This is a genomic window from Clostridium sp., assembly GCF_029267215.1.
Classification (GTDB): domain Bacteria; phylum Bacillota; class Clostridia; order Clostridiales; family Clostridiaceae; genus Sarcina.
This window is the reverse complement of sequence record NZ_JARIDH010000060.1, coordinates 43,067-59,683: the sequence shown is the minus strand read 5'-3', so window position 1 is coordinate 59,683 and position 16,617 is coordinate 43,067. Positions and strand designations below refer to the sequence as shown.

19 protein-coding genes are annotated in these 16,617 nt (G+C 26.0%); 2 read left to right on the top strand and 17 right to left on the bottom strand.

The features are described 5' to 3' along the window. The 4 genes from Q1K13_RS10465 to Q1K13_RS10450 all read right to left on the bottom strand — a co-directional run. A partial coding sequence (locus tag Q1K13_RS10465) for an iron-sulfur cluster assembly scaffold protein (RefSeq protein WP_300350495.1) occupies positions 1-391 on the bottom strand: 391 nt, incomplete at its 3' end. A 367-nt stretch (positions 392-758) separates the two neighbouring features. After that, entirely contained in the window at positions 759-1,442 is a 684-nt protein-coding gene (locus Q1K13_RS10460) for a superoxide dismutase (protein WP_300350491.1), read from the bottom strand. Between the two features lie 60 nt (positions 1,443-1,502). Beyond that, positions 1,503-1,742 (bottom strand): hypothetical protein, encoded by a 240-nt coding sequence (locus tag Q1K13_RS10455; protein ID WP_300350488.1) that lies wholly within the window; start codon positions 1,740-1,742, stop codon positions 1,503-1,505. A gap of 197 nt (positions 1,743-1,939) precedes the next feature. Beyond that, positions 1,940-2,062 (bottom strand): hypothetical protein, encoded by a 123-nt coding sequence (locus tag Q1K13_RS10450; RefSeq protein WP_300350485.1) that lies wholly within the window; start codon positions 2,060-2,062, stop codon positions 1,940-1,942. A gap of 288 nt (positions 2,063-2,350) precedes the next feature. Here Q1K13_RS10450 and Q1K13_RS10445 point away from each other — a divergent pair, with 288 nt between their 5' ends. Then, a complete protein-coding gene (locus Q1K13_RS10445; protein WP_300350482.1) occupies positions 2,351-3,793 on the top strand; it encodes an MFS transporter in 1,443 nt (480 codons plus the stop codon). 34 nt (positions 3,794-3,827) lie between these two features. Here the strand turns inward: Q1K13_RS10445 and Q1K13_RS10440 are convergent, their stop codons facing one another. From Q1K13_RS10440 to Q1K13_RS10425, 4 genes are all read right to left on the bottom strand, one after another. Next, positions 3,828-4,055, bottom strand: a complete 228-nt coding sequence (locus tag Q1K13_RS10440) for an SHOCT domain-containing protein (protein WP_300350480.1) — start codon at positions 4,053-4,055, stop codon at positions 3,828-3,830. A 107-nt stretch (positions 4,056-4,162) separates the two neighbouring features. Then, positions 4,163-4,321: a hypothetical protein gene (locus tag Q1K13_RS10435; RefSeq protein WP_300350477.1), complete on the bottom strand. Its 159-nt coding sequence runs from the start codon at positions 4,319-4,321 to the stop codon at positions 4,163-4,165. A 22-nt stretch (positions 4,322-4,343) separates the two neighbouring features. Further along, positions 4,344-5,684, bottom strand: coding sequence for a magnesium transporter (mgtE, locus tag Q1K13_RS10430; protein ID WP_300350475.1), 1,341 nt, complete (start codon positions 5,682-5,684; stop codon positions 4,344-4,346). A gap of 393 nt (positions 5,685-6,077) precedes the next feature. Continuing rightward, positions 6,078-6,836 carry a YdcF family protein gene (locus tag Q1K13_RS10425; protein WP_300350473.1) on the bottom strand — a complete coding sequence of 253 codons (759 nt, stop codon included), beginning with the start codon at positions 6,834-6,836 and terminating at the stop codon, positions 6,078-6,080. Positions 6,837-7,094: 258 nt separating this feature from the next. Between Q1K13_RS10425 and Q1K13_RS10420 the strand changes: the two genes are divergently transcribed. Next, positions 7,095-7,301 (top strand): cold-shock protein, encoded by a 207-nt coding sequence (locus tag Q1K13_RS10420; RefSeq protein ID WP_300350471.1) that lies wholly within the window; start codon positions 7,095-7,097, stop codon positions 7,299-7,301. A 73-nt stretch (positions 7,302-7,374) separates the two neighbouring features. On the opposite strand, the gene Q1K13_RS10415 is transcribed toward Q1K13_RS10420, so the two are convergent. From Q1K13_RS10415 to Q1K13_RS10375, 9 genes are all read right to left on the bottom strand, one after another. Continuing rightward, on the bottom strand, positions 7,375-8,307 hold the full coding sequence (locus tag Q1K13_RS10415) for a flippase-like domain-containing protein (RefSeq protein ID WP_300350469.1): 933 nt from the start codon (positions 8,305-8,307) through the stop codon (positions 7,375-7,377). A 109-nt stretch (positions 8,308-8,416) separates the two neighbouring features. Continuing rightward, positions 8,417-8,908 (bottom strand): hypothetical protein, encoded by a 492-nt coding sequence (locus Q1K13_RS10410; protein ID WP_300350467.1) that lies wholly within the window; start codon positions 8,906-8,908, stop codon positions 8,417-8,419. A gap of 256 nt (positions 8,909-9,164) precedes the next feature. After that, positions 9,165-10,289, bottom strand: a complete 1,125-nt coding sequence (locus Q1K13_RS10405; RefSeq protein ID WP_300350465.1) for a hypothetical protein — start codon at positions 10,287-10,289, stop codon at positions 9,165-9,167. 12 nt (positions 10,290-10,301) lie between these two features. Then, positions 10,302-11,288: a hypothetical protein gene (locus tag Q1K13_RS10400; protein WP_300350464.1), complete on the bottom strand. Its 987-nt coding sequence runs from the start codon at positions 11,286-11,288 to the stop codon at positions 10,302-10,304. A gap of 215 nt (positions 11,289-11,503) precedes the next feature. Next, positions 11,504-12,232, bottom strand: coding sequence for a Bax inhibitor-1/YccA family protein (locus tag Q1K13_RS10395; protein WP_300350463.1), 729 nt, complete (start codon positions 12,230-12,232; stop codon positions 11,504-11,506). A 263-nt stretch (positions 12,233-12,495) separates the two neighbouring features. Next, positions 12,496-12,834 (bottom strand): FmdB family zinc ribbon protein, encoded by a 339-nt coding sequence (locus Q1K13_RS10390; protein ID WP_300350462.1) that lies wholly within the window; start codon positions 12,832-12,834, stop codon positions 12,496-12,498. Positions 12,835-12,851: 17 nt separating this feature from the next. After that, on the bottom strand, positions 12,852-14,240 hold the full coding sequence (gene gltA, locus Q1K13_RS10385; protein WP_300350460.1) for an NADPH-dependent glutamate synthase: 1,389 nt from the start codon (positions 14,238-14,240) through the stop codon (positions 12,852-12,854). Beyond that, on the bottom strand, positions 14,233-15,132 hold the full coding sequence (locus tag Q1K13_RS10380; RefSeq protein WP_300350458.1) for a sulfide/dihydroorotate dehydrogenase-like FAD/NAD-binding protein: 900 nt from the start codon (positions 15,130-15,132) through the stop codon (positions 14,233-14,235). The genes gltA and Q1K13_RS10380 overlap by 8 nt, the downstream gene beginning before the upstream one ends. Positions 15,133-15,335: 203 nt before the next feature. Further along, positions 15,336-16,502 carry an iron-containing alcohol dehydrogenase gene (locus Q1K13_RS10375; protein WP_300350457.1) on the bottom strand — a complete coding sequence of 389 codons (1,167 nt, stop codon included), beginning with the start codon at positions 16,500-16,502 and terminating at the stop codon, positions 15,336-15,338. Between the last annotated feature and the right edge of the window lie 115 nt (positions 16,503-16,617).

Genomic DNA, 16,617 nt, shown 5'->3' with positions numbered 1-16,617 from the left:
CTGAGAAAGCAGTTTGGCTTCTACCATAAACTATTTGAAGGAATAATTCTCTCATTGCAGTATTTATAGCATCACAAACTAAGTCTGTGTTTAAAGCCTCTAATATAGTTTTTCCTGGTAATATTTCAGAAGCCATAGCAGCTGAGTGAGTCATACCTGAACATCCTATAGTCTCTATTAAAGCTTCTTCTATGATACCGTCTTTAACGTTTAAAGTTAATTTACATGCTCCTTGTTGTGGTGCACACCAGCCAACTCCGTGAGTTAAACCTGAAACATCTTTTATTTCTTTTGATTGAACCCATCTACCTTCTACAGGGATTGGTGCTGGACCATGGTTTGGACCTTTAGCAATTACACACATTTCTTGAACTTCGCTTGAATACATCATATTCATTTCTCCTCCCTAAAAAATAACTTATAGTAAATTATGTTTTACTATATCTATTCCTCTTAACAACTCGGGACTTTTTTCGTCCCTATGGGATATTAAATTACCCTCACGTTTATTTTAACAAAACAATGGCCATGTAACAATATATTTCTAAAATTTTTTCTAAAAAAACTCAATTTTTTTATTTAACTTCAACAATTGAGAGTTATTATCATATATTTTTCCAAATTAAGGTTTGAAGACTTTTCGAAAATAGTATCATTTTTTTATATTTATAAGTATTCAACTTTCATATTGAATAATTTTATAAATAAAATTTTAAATGGAGACCTAAAAAATAAGTCTCCATTAAAAAATTTATTTATTATCTATTTATATAATATTCGTCACATTTTTTCCAATTTATTATATCAAAGAAATTTTCTATATATTCTATACGTTTATTCTCATATTTTAAGTAATATGCATGCTCCCAAACATCCATTGTTAATAATGGAATTAATCCTAGCGAAATTGGAGTTGATTGGTCTTTAGTAGATATAACTTCTAAGTTTCCATCTTTATCTGAAACTAACCATGCCCATCCTGATCCAAAAATACCTACTCCACACTTTTTAAACTCTTCTTTAAATTTTTCAAAAGAACCAAAATCTCTGTCTATAGCATCTTTTAAATCTCCTACTGGTCTATTGCATCCTTTTCCTAGTACACTCCAATAAAACTCATGGTTATAAACTCCACCACCTTGATTAACCAAATCCTTCATTATATCTTCTGGCATATTATCTAAGTTACTTAGTATATATCTCAAAGTTTTTCCATACAATTCAGGGTGGTTTTCCAAAGCTTTATTTAATTTATCAACATAAGCTTGTTGATGCTTGTCATGATGAATTTTTACAGTTTCTTTATCTATTGATGGTTCTAACGCATCATAATTAAAATCTAATGGTTTTAATTTAAATCCTTCTCCTGTTGATGAAGTTGATTCACCGTATGCTGGATAGCATATTGGTTTTAATTTAAAGTTTAATTGATTATTTATCATTTTTAACCCTCCGTAAATATTTTTAATATAAGTTTTCCCATAAGTACTTTTTATATTAATTTAAAACTTAAGCTTAGTATTAAAATTAATAATATTTTTAAGAATTACATATCCAAATTCAAAAATAATTATTGGTAACCAATTTATGAATTTATCTATAAAAGTGCTATTTAGATATGTAAGAACAATAACCATTTCTATATATTTTATTTTCTCTAAAATTTTATTATTAATTGATAAAACAAAAGTTATGTTTATGATAAAGACTATAAATACAGAAGCAATTAATATTTTTTTCATAATTTCTTCACTTAATTGAAAAATTTGATTTTTTATAATAAATCCAAATACCGCATTCGTTACCACTCCTATAATATAACTTTCTATTATGATAAATAACTCATTTTTATACTTTTTGATTAGAAATTCCTTATTGTTAATATAAAACTCTAAATTTTCATCATAGTCTAATATAATAATAAAAGATATTAATATTCCTACAATATATCTAAAAAACTTCCTTTAAGAGAACCAGCTAAAAATAAAGCCAAAACTATTCCAACCATCAATTGTTTATATTCTATGATGTTATTGTTTAAATATGATATTTTTTCTTTCATAAATTTAATATCCTTTCCATCTAATTATTAAAACTAATTCTAGCACTTTTAATTAAAATATAATATATAAAGATTAAATAATTTTGATTAAAATTATTTAATCTTTATATAAAAAACTTCAATTAATATATTTTATTTTTTTAAATTTATAATCTTTTATAAAAATTAATAAATTAGAAATATTTTAAACATTTTCATAATATGAATTATAAATTTTTTCAATTTTGACATTTAAAATCAGTAGTCTTATAATTGTATAGTTCATAATTAAATAAAGGAGATGATTGGATGATTGATACTAAAAGAAATCTTCAAACTTCAGCTGAGGAAATACATAAAAGGAGATGGTATATACTAGCCGTATTGGTAATGCAACCATTTATGGCTTGTTTAGATAGTAGTATAGTAAATGTAGCACTTCCAATTATACAGAAAAATTTAGGTTCTAACATGGCTGGAACTGAGTGGATTATAAGTTCTTATTTAATAGTTATTTCAGCAACCATATTAATATTTGGTAGACTTGGAGATATGAATTCTAAAAGCTCTATATTTATAAAAGGAATTCTAATATTCGTTTTAGGTTCACTTCTTTGTGGAATGTCACCATCATTAAATATTTTGGTTTTTTCTAGAGTTATTCAAGCTATAGGGGCTTCAATGCTAATGGCTACAAATCAAGGTATCATAACTGATGTTTTCCCTCCAAATGAAAGAGGAAAAGCATTAGGAATATCTGGTTCTTTTGTTGCCCTTGGATCAATATTAGGACCTGCTTTAGGAGGATTTATAGTAACATATTTCACATGGCATTACATATTCTTAATAAATATTCCTATAGGTATAGTATCATATATATTTGCTAAAAAATACTTACCAATAAGAGTATCAAATACTAAAGAAGAAATGGATAAGCCTGGTGCTATAATGTTTTTCCTTTCAACAATTTTAATATTCACTTCTATACTTTTAGGTCAACACCTGGGATTTAGTAGTATTTATGTTGTTTTAGGATTACTATTAGGCTTTGTTATTTTATCTTTATTCTTAATCTTTGAAGCTAAAACAAAAAATCCTATGCTTCATTTAGATTTATTTAAAAAGCCTATATTTTCTGTTAGTTTAATATGTGCATTTATATCTTTCACAGCTATAAACACAATTAATGTTATTCAACCATTTTACTTAAATGATATATTATCTTATTCACCTGGTAAAATTTCTATAATAATGACAGCCTATCCTATAGTCTTATTTGTTGTTGCTCCACTTAGTGGAAGCTTATCAGATAAAATAGGTAGTAAACTTCTTACATTAGTAGGATTATTTTTAACTGGGGTTTCCCTAATTTTATTAGCTTCATTGAATGGAGAATCAAAAGAATTAATAATATTCTTAATGTTATCATTATTAGGATTTGCAAATGGATTATTTCAGTCACCAAATACAAATTTAATAATGTCTTCTGTTTCTAAAACCAAATTAGGAATAGCAGGTGGTACTAATGCCCTAATAAGAAATTTAGGACTAGCATTTGGTGTTTCAGCTTCAACCTCTATTTTATATGCTAAAATGAGTGATATAGCTGGATTTAGAGTTTTAGGTGCTATTCCTGGAAAACCTGAAATTTTCATAAGCGGTATGAGATTCGTATATATATTAGTAGCAATTTTATGTTTTATAGGATTTATAATTTCTTTAGTAGAACATATTAAATGTAAAGATAAATAAAAAAGTTGGCGTGAAAATCATGCCAACTTTTTTATTATAAACTCTTTCTTATTTCATCATACTCAGATTTACTTATTTCTCCATTTGCAAATCTTTTTGAAAGCTCTTTTAAAGCTTCTTTATTAGGATTACTAAACTCTCTAATAATATTAAATAAGAAATAACCTATTGCAATTGTAACTATAAGCATTGCTATGATCATTAGAGGCATAATAAGCCCAAACCCGCCCATAAATCCAGAATTAAAAGAATATCCACACATTTTAATCACCTCTTTTTTATAATATTCTAAGTTTATGAATAAAATATGAATATAAAAATCGCCATAATTAAAATTTTAAATTAAACCTTAATTATGACGATTTGAAATCAATTATTTCTTTCTTGAATACTCATTATTCCTTGGTTATTATTTGACACTTCTAAATTTGCTTTATTACTTAAAAATAAATTTCCTCCTATAAATATAATAAGAGATAATATTATTATCATTAGTATATTTTTTATTTTAAAGCTCTTTTTGTCCAAAAACTACACCTTCTTTTATATTTTAAGTTAAATATGGTAAGAATAATGTTCCTAGTCCTAAGAAAAAGAAGAATCCACATACATCTGTAACTGTTGTAACAAAAACTGCTGATGCCAAGGCTGGATCTACTTTTAATTTTTTAAGTATAACTGGAACTAAATATCCTGCAAATGTAGCAGCTGTCATATTTAATACCATTGCTAATCCAATAACTAATCCAATTGCTGGTTTTTGTGACCAAACAACAGCAACTAAAGCAGTAACAACACCAGTGGCAGCACCTGTTAAAATTCCAACACAAATTTCTTTAAAGAATATTCTTTTTGCATTTTTAAATGTTAACTCTCCTAAGGCAATACCTCTTACTATGATTGTTAGTGTTTGAGTTCCACCATTTCCACCCATACCTGCTACAATTGGCATGAATGTTGCTAAAATTACAACTTTACTTATTGTATTTTGAAAAAGTCCTACAGTTGCTGAAGCTAAAAAAGCTGTTATTAAGTTTACAAATAACCAAGGTAATCTACTTTTTACAGATTCTTTAACTGTACTATCTACCTTTTCTTCTCCATCAACTCCACCTAATCTGTGTATGTCTTCTGTTGTTTCTTCTTTTATTATTTCAATAACATCGTCTATTGTGATTATACCTAAAAGCATATCTTTATAATCAACTACTGGTATTGTTAAAAGTCCATATTTATCGAACACATTTGCAACTTCTTCTTGGTCCATATCAAAAGGAACACTGATTACATTTTTATTTGCAATATCTGATATTTTTTCATCAAATTTATTTACAACAAGTTCTTTTAATGATACAACACCTTTTAAAATACCTAAATCATCAACAACATATATATAATAAACTGATTGAGCCTGTGGGGAAACAATTTGAAGATATTCTAAAGTTTCTTTAACACTCATTGTTTCTTTTATTGATATATATTCTGTAGCCATTACTCCACCTGCTGTATCTGGAGCATAGGTTAATAATTTTTTTACATCTTTAGCTTCCTTAACTTTCATGCTTGAAAGCAATTTACTTGTTTCTTCACGATCAAGATTAGCCATTAAGTCTGTAAGCTCATCTGATGCTATTTTGTTTAATACACTCTTCTTTTTTTCTTCAGGCAAACTTTTTAAAATTAAAATTTTATTTTCATCTTTAGCAAAATCTATTACATCTGCAATCATATCATCAGAAAGCTTACCTATAAGCTTTATATTCTTTTCATCCTCTTCTAATAAGTCAACTATGTCAGCTGGATGAATATCTTCTAATAAATCTAAAGTACCTTCATTTGGATACTTTAATAAAATATCTTTTAATTCTTTTTTTGTTATTCTATCACTCATAAAATTTCCTCTTTTCTAATTATCAAAGAGGATAAACTAGCCAATATTTATTAAATTATCTATAAAAACATAGTTAGTTGTGGCACAAATAGCATACCTATCCTCTTCTTGTTTTTAAAATTACAACCAAACCTTCTACTAAGGGGATCTCCTTCCATTTACACCACCTCCAAACTAAAACTTAAATTTCAAAGATTACATTGCCCTATATTTATATTAAGCATTTTTAAATATTTTGTAAATAAAAATTTTTTTATTTTATGTTAAAAGTAATATTTTTTATAAAATTCCTATAAATTTAAACTATATTTATATTCTAATTCTTATTTTATATTTTAATTCATAACTACATACAAAATTTTAAGAAGAGCAGTTTATTTGAATCTGATTTCATTAATTTCTATCAAACAAAAAAGATTTTACTAAAGCAAAAAATTCTCTAACATACATAATTGGTATGAGATACCATTTGCTTTTACTTGTATATAAATTAATATCTTTATACCCATTTCTCTTAGCTAAAAAAGCACTTCTCATTCCATGAAAATCAGTTGTTATAATTAAAACTTTTAAGTTTTCAATGTTTTTTTCACTGTCTTCTTCTAATATAAGCTTAGAAAACTTTAAATTTTCATAAGTATTAGTAGATTTCTCTTCTAGTAATAATCTCTTTTTATCAATACTTTCTAAAAACAAAAACTTCTCCATAGCACTAGCCTCTGTTATGCTTTCATCATGGCCTTGTCCACCTGATAAAACTATCTTTCCTTTAAACTCACTTTTCTTTAAATATTCTAAAGTTTTAAGAAGTCTATCTTTCAAAGTTAAAGTTAATTTATCTCCTCTTATACCTGATCCTAAAACTATAACATAATCACAATTTACAACTTTCTTTTTAGGATACAATATTATAAGAACTTCAATAATCACAAATATAACTATTCCTATTGAGAAGATATTCTTTAGCGGATTATAAATCTTACTAAACATTTCATATCTAAGTAATTTGTTGATAATTATTGAATATATTACTATCGATATTCCACTTATTAAATAAAAACTAGTAAAAGTAGTTTTTCCCTCTATTTTATTTATAAAAAAATAATATGCTATAAATCCTATTCCAATTAATAACCCAACTATTTTAAACATACAATATCAAAACTTTCCTCCATAATATTTCTACTTTTAAATATATTTTAAATTTTACATTTTTTCAACTAAATACATTTTAAATTTGACATTTTCTCTACTTATTTTTAATTAAAAATAAGTAGAAGATCATAAATTCAAACATATTAATATATAGAATATATGCTTTCAAAATTAATATATTAAATTAGTGTTTAATTATATTAATTTTGCAAATACTATTTTTGTTTAATACTTTAATCTTAAGGAGAATGTTTTATGAGTAGAACAGGAATAGTTAAATGGTTTAATCAAGAAAAAGGATTTGGCTTCATAGCTTGTGATGAAGGAGATGATATATTTGTGCATATATCTCAAGTAAAATCAAAAGGTCCTGAAAAAGACCTACATGAAGGTGAAAGTGTATCATTTGATATAACCCATGGAGAAAAAGGTCCTATGGCTATAAATGTACAAAAATTATAAAAAAGTCTATTAAAAAAATAATTTTAACTAAAAAAACAAAACTCATCATAGAAAATCTATGATGAGTTTTGTTTTATTTTCTGTTTTTTAGTAATTCTTTAAAATTCATTCCGAAATCATGTATGTATAAACAAACTCCAATTATTGCTGGAAGTATAAAATATCCTATTCTATATAATATAATAACTAGAAATGTCTGTTCTATTGGAATTCCTAAATTTTTAAACCCCTCAATAAATGTTAAATCAAATGTACCAAGTCCTCCAGGTACCATACTCACAATACCAATGGCCATAGCTCTAACATATACATAAAAACATTCTAATATATTTATATGAGATCCTGTTATCACTAATATTAGGTATATAAATATTACATTTGTTATCCATTCTAAAAATGAAACCCCAATTATTTTAATAGTGAAACTTTCCTCCCCTTTTTCTTTTCTCTTTTTATATGTATATATTGAGTTTATAATCAAAATTGGTGTATAAAGAGAAATTGCAAAAACTACATATTTTATTAATCCCATACTTTGTATGCTTTTAAAATCTAATGTTATATATATTAAACAAAGTATTGATAATCCACTTAAATTTAATATTATAATCTTTCCTATTTCCTTTAAAAGTTTCTTTTTATCTTTTACGTGATTTCCATAAAAATATTGTTTAAATGCCAAAGAGGTTGCTCCTCCAAATCCTAATAAACTTGCTATGGAACTTGCTATCCATGAGTACTTATATAGTTTTTTATTTGGAATATCTATTCCTACATTTTTCTTTAAAATAAAATCATATAAAGATAAAGGCATATATGCCAATATTCCTGCTACTCCAATTATCATAAGTTGGGGAAAATGAAGTCTATCTCTATACATATTAAAATACGTCATATTAAATTCTTTAAACATTTTTCTAAAACCAAAGAAAACTAAAATAAGAACCCCTGTTATAAAAGCAAATTTTATAGATATCTTGATATTTTTATTTATCTTTAATTTCAATATTATACTCTCTCCTTTTTATTCCTTTTAAAATTATATTAATTATTATTCTACATTATTTAGCTTTAAATTCAAAATAAAAAAAACGATTCACAGTATGAAATCGTTTTTATATCGATATTTTATTATCTATGTAATTTTTTCCTAAGAAATATTCATCTAAATTTAAAAACACATTTTTAATATTTTCTGAATCTATCATTATGTAATTATATTTTCTATTTAAATCCAAAAACGAATCTCCATAAAATTGAACTATGTATTTATTATCATCTAATTTATTATTATTAATTATTATAGTTTCTTTCCCTTCTAAAATCATGTATATTTTTCTGTTAGAATTCTTAACTTTTGAAATCTTTATACCTTTGTTTAATTCATTTTCATTTAAAGAATTCAATATATTATCTACACTTTTATTTTTTAAATCTTTCGGAATTGTATAATAGTTTTTATATGTATTTTCATCTACATAATATTTTAATGAAACTATTTTATTTTGATTAATATCTAAAGTGGTAGCTCTTTTTGTAATATTCATAGCAAAGCAAATAATTATAACCAAAAGTAAGATTATAGCTACTAATATCCTTTTTCCCATATAACATCCCCCTTATATTTTGATATTATAATAACTTTAAATAAATTTAAAGTTATATTGCTTAACTGGTCAAAATTTATGTAAAAGTGGTAAAAAAATAAAGTACTTAGCTAATAAGAAGTACTTTATCTACAATTTTTTTAGATTTAATATATTTTAGAATACGCTCTATCAATCTTTTTATTTTGCTCTGTTTTAAACTATTGTTAATTTCTAGATATAGCTAGAAATTAACCTCCACTAAAAAAAGAACCTTTTATTTTAATTTACTATGATTAAGTATATCAACTAAAGAAACCTTACTCATTTCATTAAAAGACATACAATTAATTTCGTCATATATTTTTACTAACAAAGATTTTTCTTCTCTAAAATTATTCATATCACCATAATATTCCATAAATTTTATATACACCTCTGCATGAAATTTTTCTTTCAATTCACAAACAAAAGTTTTAAAGTCTTTCTCATATTCAGAGCTAACAAAATCATTTGTATAAATATATTCAACAAATAATTTTTCTTTAAATGTATCTGCTCCTAAAAGTTCATTTAAATCCTTTATTATTTTCTCTTTAAGGCCAAAAGAACTATATTCTTCTATAATCTTTAAATACCTTTTATTTAATTTATTAAGATTTAAAAGCTCACTCTTAAACTCAAAGTTATTATTCTCATGCTCTTTTTTTAATAAGCTTAAATCTTTAAAGTTATTTATAATAATTTCTTTAAACTTTGTATATAAATTAAATACTTCTAAATTAAGTTTTTCTATATTAAAAACTTCCTCCTTTATTTTATTTAAAGCCATAAGATTAACATCTTTCTTATCACAACTTTTTATATACTTTAATATTTCTTTGTATTCTTTATTTATTAATTCTTTAGCCTCTTCTTGACTTTTTTCTAAAAACTCTTTAACCTCTCTTTTGCAAAGCTCCATAGTATTATTACTAACATCTTCAAATTCCCTCTTTAAAGTTTTATAGTAATCGTAGGTTCTTTCATATTTTTCTAAATGTAATTCTATATTAGGGAGTATTTTTAACTTTAAATTGATAATAAATTCTTCATAATTACTATAATTTACCCCCTCATAAATAGAGTCTAGTAAAATTATAGATTTCTTTATTTCTTCGTATATTTTATTTAAATCCTCATTCTCAAATCTATATTCTGCCAAAATATTATTTTCTTCATATATTTTATCTAATAACTTGTTAACTAAAATCAATCTTTTTTTTATTCTTATATATATAATTTCACTTAAATAATCACTATTACATTTATTTAACCTCTTATAAAACCTTAAAAAATCACGTGATAAATCCTTATTATTTCCTTTAATTAAAATCTCTTCTTTTACTATTGGTCCACTCATAATTAACCTCATCTAAAATATAATCGAAATAATTCCAAAAGCAATTATAATAAGTACTAGAAAATTATACTTTTTATCAAATTCATTTTTAATACGCTCACTAATTTCTTCCTCTTTATTTTCAATTTTATTTCTAATGAGTATCTTCTTTTCTAAAGAATTAATTCTATCTCCAATTCTTCTAACTGAATCTACCACATCACTATTGTATTTTGGCAATGTGCTATTTATAAACTCCATTTTGTTATCTGTATTTGTATTTCCTTCCTCAAGTAAATCCTTAAATTCATTTATTTCAATAAATATTTTTTTTTGAAACTCATCTAAACTAATTTCAATCAGCTCCTTATACTCATTAATGGCATATGAAGCATCAATCTTTTCAAGATTAATCTTATTTTCAAGCTTATTTACACAATTCATTATTTTTATATAATCACTTTTAAACCCTTTATCCATTTCTTCCATCTTTTTAATATACTTAAGTGATATTTTATTACTAAGTTCTATACTATTATTTAAAGTAATTATTAAATCCTTTAGATTATCTAAATTATTAACACCTTCAGCTGAAGATAAATACTCTATACTTTCATTTATATTTCTAACATTTTCATTTAAAATTTCTATGTTACTCTTTAAATTATTTGTTTTATTGCTAGTTTCAATAATATCAGCCTGACATCTTTCTGAAACCTCTCTTGTTTTCTCTAAAAACTTATCTGCCTTATGTTCAAAAAGCTTTTCTCCATTTTGAACTCCAACATTAAAATCCTCTACAGCTTGATCTAATATAACTTTTAGATTGTTTTGTAAACTAATCAGATTATTCCTATTTATGATTGCAGTTTTTTCAGAGGTATTTGTAAGTGTTTTAATCAAATTTTCCTCTGTTAACTTTAAATCTCTATATATTGATTTATTGAAAACATCCTTACTTATTTCTGAAACCAAGTTATTAAAATCATCAATTAATCTTTTATCCTTTCTATTTTCCATATTTCCTCCTAACTTACTGCCAATTTACAACAATAATCCTTAAATACCAATATTAAATCTTATAACACGCTTTTATATACAACAATTATACTTTATTTACTATATATGTAAATATAAATATATAAATCTTTTAAATAATTTAATCTTTTAGTAAAAATTACTTAAAAAAACTAAAAAAATAACCAATGGTGAAAAACCACTGGTTATTTAAGTAATTAGTTATTATCTGATGCTATTTTAGCTAAAAGCTCTAATATTTGAGTATATAACCAAATTAATGTTACCATTAATCCAAAAGCACCATACCACTCCATATATTTTGGGTATCCATACTGTGAAGCTTTTAAAATAAAGTCATAATCCATTATTAAGCTCATTGTAGCAACTACAACAACAAATAAGCTAAAGCCAATTCCTAATAATCCTGAACCGAATATCGGTAATGTTATTCCAAATAAGCTAAATATCATAGAAACTAAATAAACTAAAGCTATTGACATTATAGCTATAAACACACCCTTGCTTATTCTTCCTGCAATTTCTGGTGTTCTTCTATATATTAGTACTGTCATAACTAAACAAATTATTGTAATAAGCATTGCAGGGAATACTATTCCTGGAAACATATTTTCAAAATATCTTGAAATTGATCCAAGTAAAACCCCTTCAAATCCAGCATAAAATAATGCTGTATATTGAGCTGCCTTAGGAACAAATGAAGTTATAATACCTAAAATTAAAGCTCCTCCACCTGATACCACCAATGCACTTTTATAATTTATATCTGGATTTTGAAAAGCTATCCAACTGTAGACAAAGGCAATTCCTAAAATAGCTGTCATTATTAATATTTTAGTTATTGTTCCTCTTACTGTCATAGTTGTTCCATCACTTACAGCCTTATCAAACCCAATTGCCAATGTAGGATTTGATTCTCTTCTCATATTATTACCTCCTAAACTTTATATGTTTTCTATATTTTAAATTATACTCTTTAGTTATGTCAAATTCATTTCATTTATAATATTCAAAGCACTTATTATTTATATATTTTTTACATAATATTCACTTTATATTCTTATTTTCATAAAAACAATACAAAAAATAATAATTAAATACTCTATATTTTAAAACAATGTTAATATTTAATATAAAAAAATAAGGACAAAGATTTCTTGTCCTCATAAACATAATATTACTAAATATTTTAATCTTCATCTATATCTACCCATTTTTCAAAATAATAGTTTCTTATTCCCTCTTTAATTAAATTTTTTGAATTGCATACAGGACAAATTTTCTTGTTTTTTAAACTAAAACACCTGTTAATTATTCCTATTTTAAATTCATATCCACAATTTCTACATATAAATCCATAAGTTGTAATAATCCAAAACTTATATAATATACACACTAAAACCAAGTAAATAATAAAAAGCTTTATTCCTTTACCATTAAAAGGAGTAAGAACTTTTAATATTATTAAGGTAAACAGGAAAATACCCCAAAAAATCACCCTAGTTATTGTATTTTTGTTGTTTTTCATTTATAATTCTCGTTTATCTATTTTCTTAAATATTCATGTATTGATTTAGCTGCCTTTTTTCCTGCTCCCATGGCTAATATCACTGTGGCTGCCCCTGTAACTACATCACCACCTGCATAAACTCCATTAACACTTGTCTTAAAAGTTTCCTCCTCAACAACTATACACCCCCATTTATTAATCTTTAATCCCTCTGTAGATGAAGATATTAATGGATTTGGTGAAGTCCCTAGAGACATTATAACTCTATCAACCTCCATTATATATTCTGAACCTTTAATTTCTACTGGTCTTCTTCTTCCTGATTCATCAGCTTCTCCAAGTTCCATCTTTACACATTTTATTCCTTTAACCCATCCATTTTCATCACCTATTATTTCTATAGGATTAGTTAAAAGGTCAAAAATAACTCCTTCCTCCTTAGCATGATGTACTTCTTCTAATCTAGCTGGAAGTTCCTTTTCACTTCTTCTATATATTATATGAGTTTTGGCTCCAAGTCTTAAAGCAGTTCTAGCGGCATCCATAGCAACATTTCCTCCTCCAACTACTGCCACCTTATTTCCTATATTAATTGGAGTTTTGCTATTTTCTTTAAAAGCTTTCATTAAATTTACTCTAGTTAATATTTCATTTGCTGAAAATACTCCATTTAAAGTTTCTCCTTTTATTCCCATAAATTTAGGAAGGCCTGCTCCTGAACCTATAAATACAGCTTTAAAGCCTTCATTTTCCATAAGTTCTTCTATGTCTACACTTTTTCCAACAACCACGTTGGTTTCAAATTTTACACCTAATTTTTCAATCTGACTTATTTCATATTTAACTACTTCTTCTTTTGGAAGCCTAAATTCAGGAATTCCATAAACTAATACTCCTCCTATTTCATGAAGTGCTTCAAAAACAGTAACATCATATCCAAGCTTAGCTAATTCTCCAGCACAAGTTAATCCAGCAGGTCCACTTCCTATTATTGCAACTTTTTCTAAATTTTCTTCAGATTTTTCTAACAAATTCAAAGAATTTTCTCTAGCAAAGTCTGCAACAAATCTTTCTAATCTTCCTATTGATACAGCTTTCCCTTTTATTCCCAATACACACTTTCCTTCACATTGAACTTCCTGAGGACACACCCTTCCACAAATTGCTGGAAGAGAATTATATTTAGTAAGTTCTTTTGCTGCCTTTTCAAATTCTCCATTTTTAATATAAGATATGAAAGAAGGTATATTAACAGAAACTGGGCACCCTTCCATACATTTAGCTTTCTTACATCCTAAACATCTATTAGCTTCTTTAATTGCCTCTTCGCTATCGTATCCAAAAGAAACTTCCCTAAAATTCTTTGCTCTCTCTAAAGGATCCTGTTCTCTCACTTTAACTTTTTTATTTCTATCATTACTCATTTTTGTTATCCCCCTTACAACCACATCCACCATGACTATGGGAAGTTCCTTCTTTTTTTCTTAATAAAGCTCTTCCTTCTTCTGTTTTATACATAACTTGCCTTCTCATTGATTCATCAAAATCAACTAAATGACCATCAAATTCAGGACCATCAACACAGGCAAACTTAACTTTTCCACCTACTGTAACCCTGCAGGCTCCACACATACCTGTGCCATCAACCATTATTGGATTTAAACTAACTATTGTAGGTATTTCTAAATTTTTAGTTAGCTCACACATAAATTTCATCATTATCATAGGGCCTATAACAACAGCTTTATCATATTTTTTTCCTTTTTTCAAAACTAAATCTTTTAAAATGTCTGTAACTCTTCCATTAAATTCATAAGAACCATCATCTGTTCCTATATATAAGTTTTTTGATACTTCTTTTAATTCATTTTCAAATATTAATAATTCCTTAGTTCTAGCACCAACTATAACATCAACTTCTATTCCTCTGTTATGAAGCCATTTAACCTGTGGATAAATAGGGGCAGCTCCCACTCCTCCAGCTATAAAAATCATTTTCTTTTCTTTTAATTTTTCTAAATCCTCATTTATAAAATCACTTGCTTTTCCTAATGGTCCTACGAAATCTTTTATATATTCACCTTCATCATACTTTGACAACTCCTTAGTAGATTCTCCAATACTTTGCACAACTATTGTTACTGATCCCTCATCCTTATCATAATCAGCTATAGTAAGTGGAATTCTCTCTCCCTCTGAATCAGTTCTTAGTATTATAAATTGTCCTGGATTAGCTTTTTTAGCTACTCTTGGTGCGTGTATTTTCATAAGGTATATACTTTCATTTAAATTTTTCTTTTCTAAAATTTTAAACATACTTCTCTCCTATATTTTATTTAATTATAAGTAAATAAAAAGCCTCTAAATAAAATTTTTAGAGGCTTAAATCTTTTGAAATTATTTAGCTACTAAATTAAAACTCTCAAAAGATATTAAAATCTTATGCTAAAACAGAATTAAATTATCTTTTTAAATATACTTAACTTTTCAAAAATTAAGTTTTAAATTTTTAGGAATTATTAAAAATCAACTTTTTCTCCATAATAAGCACAAGAATAAAGTTTTTCCATACTTTCATCATCAATAGTTCTTGGATTTGAACCTGTACAAGGATCTAAAACAGCATTGTGAGCTATGAACTTAAGATTATTCTTAAATTCCTCTTCGTCTACTCCATATTCTTTCATTGATGAAGGAATATTTAGCTCCTTATTAAATTCATCAATAAGTTTTATAAGATTATTAGTTAAAACTTCATCATTTTCTCCCTCTAATCCTATATGTCTAGCTATATTACCATATCTATCTTCACAAACTTTTCTGTTATATTGAATTACATATGGTAAGAATATTGCATTTGCACATCCATGAGGAATATGAAATACTGCCCCAACCTTATGAGCCATAGAATGAACTATTCCTAATAATGCATTTGAGAATGCCATTCCTGCCAAACATTGAGCTTCATGCATTTCTCCTCTAGCCTTCATATCTCCTTTATATGAATTTACTAAATTTATATTAACCATTTCTATAGCCTTAAGTGCTAGTGGATCTGTAAAGTTTGATTTAAGTCCTGCTGTATATGCTTCTATAGCATGAGTTAAAGCATCCATTCCTGTGTGAGCAACTAATTTTTTTGGCATTGTCTCAGCTAAACTAGGGTCAACTATTGCTATATCAGGAGTAATTTCAAAATCAGCTAAAGGATATTTAATCTTAGCCTTATAATCAGTTATAACTGAGAATGCAGTAACCTCAGTAGCTGTTCCTGATGTTGAAGGAATTGCTATGAACTTAGCTTTTTTTCTAAGCTTTGGTAATCCAAATGGAACTATTGCTTCTTCAAATGTGAAATTTGGATATTCATAGAAAATCCACATAGCCTTAGCGGCATCTATTGGTGAACCTCCTCCTATTGAAATAATCCAATCTGGTTCAAATTCTTGCATTTCTTTAGCACCCTTCATTACAGTTTCAACTGATGGGTCTGGTTCCACTCCTTCAAAAACCTTAGTTTCTATATTAGCTGCCCTTAAATAACTTAAAACTTTATCCAGGAAACCAAACCTCTTCATTGAACCGCCTCCAACAACTATGAAAGCTTTATTTCCTTCTAATGTTTTAAGTATTTCTAAAGAGTCCTTTCCATGATATATGTCTCTAGGTAAAGTAAATCTTGCCATAATATTTCCTCCTAACAAATACATATTAATAAAATTATTTAAAATTTTTAAAAAGAAGATTTATATTTAGTATAGATTCTACTTTACATTTTATTTATTTAAATTTGATTTTATT

Bases quoted from the DNA above. Each gene is read 5' to 3' on its own strand.
- Q1K13_RS10440 (WP_300350480.1), bottom strand. From the start codon at position 4,055: ATGTGTGGATATTCTTTTAATTCTGGATTTATGGGCGGGTTTGGGCTT.
- Q1K13_RS10410 (WP_300350467.1), bottom strand. From the start codon at position 8,908: ATGGGAAAAAGGATATTAGTAGCTATAATCTTACTTTTGGTTATAATT.
- Q1K13_RS10420 (WP_300350471.1), top strand. From the start codon at position 7,095: ATGAGTAGAACAGGAATAGTTAAATGGTTTAATCAAGAAAAAGGATTT.
- Q1K13_RS10380 (WP_300350458.1), bottom strand. From the start codon at position 15,132: ATGTTTAAAATTTTAGAAAAGAAAAATTTAAATGAAAGTATATACCTT.
- Q1K13_RS10450 (WP_300350485.1), bottom strand. From the start codon at position 2,062: ATGAAAGAAAAAATATCATATTTAAACAATAACATCATAGAATATAAA.
- Q1K13_RS10455 (WP_300350488.1), bottom strand. From the start codon at position 1,742: ATGAAAAAAATATTAATTGCTTCTGTATTTATAGTCTTTATCATAAAC.
- Q1K13_RS10400 (WP_300350464.1), bottom strand. From the start codon at position 11,288: ATGGAAAATAGAAAGGATAAAAGATTAATTGATGATTTTAATAACTTG.
- Q1K13_RS10445 (WP_300350482.1), top strand. From the start codon at position 2,351: ATGATTGATACTAAAAGAAATCTTCAAACTTCAGCTGAGGAAATACAT.
- Q1K13_RS10425 (WP_300350473.1), bottom strand. From the start codon at position 6,836: ATGTTTAAAATAGTTGGGTTATTAATTGGAATAGGATTTATAGCATAT.
- Q1K13_RS10405 (WP_300350465.1), bottom strand. From the start codon at position 10,289: ATGAGTGGACCAATAGTAAAAGAAGAGATTTTAATTAAAGGAAATAAT.
- Q1K13_RS10460 (WP_300350491.1), bottom strand. From the start codon at position 1,442: ATGATAAATAATCAATTAAACTTTAAATTAAAACCAATATGCTATCCA.
- gltA (WP_300350460.1), bottom strand. From the start codon at position 14,240: ATGAGTAATGATAGAAATAAAAAAGTTAAAGTGAGAGAACAGGATCCT.
- mgtE (WP_300350475.1), bottom strand. From the start codon at position 5,684: ATGAGTGATAGAATAACAAAAAAAGAATTAAAAGATATTTTATTAAAG.
- Q1K13_RS10375 (WP_300350457.1), bottom strand. From the start codon at position 16,502: ATGGCAAGATTTACTTTACCTAGAGACATATATCATGGAAAGGACTCT.
- Q1K13_RS10390 (WP_300350462.1), bottom strand. From the start codon at position 12,834: ATGAAAAACAACAAAAATACAATAACTAGGGTGATTTTTTGGGGTATT.
- Q1K13_RS10395 (WP_300350463.1), bottom strand. From the start codon at position 12,232: ATGAGAAGAGAATCAAATCCTACATTGGCAATTGGGTTTGATAAGGCT.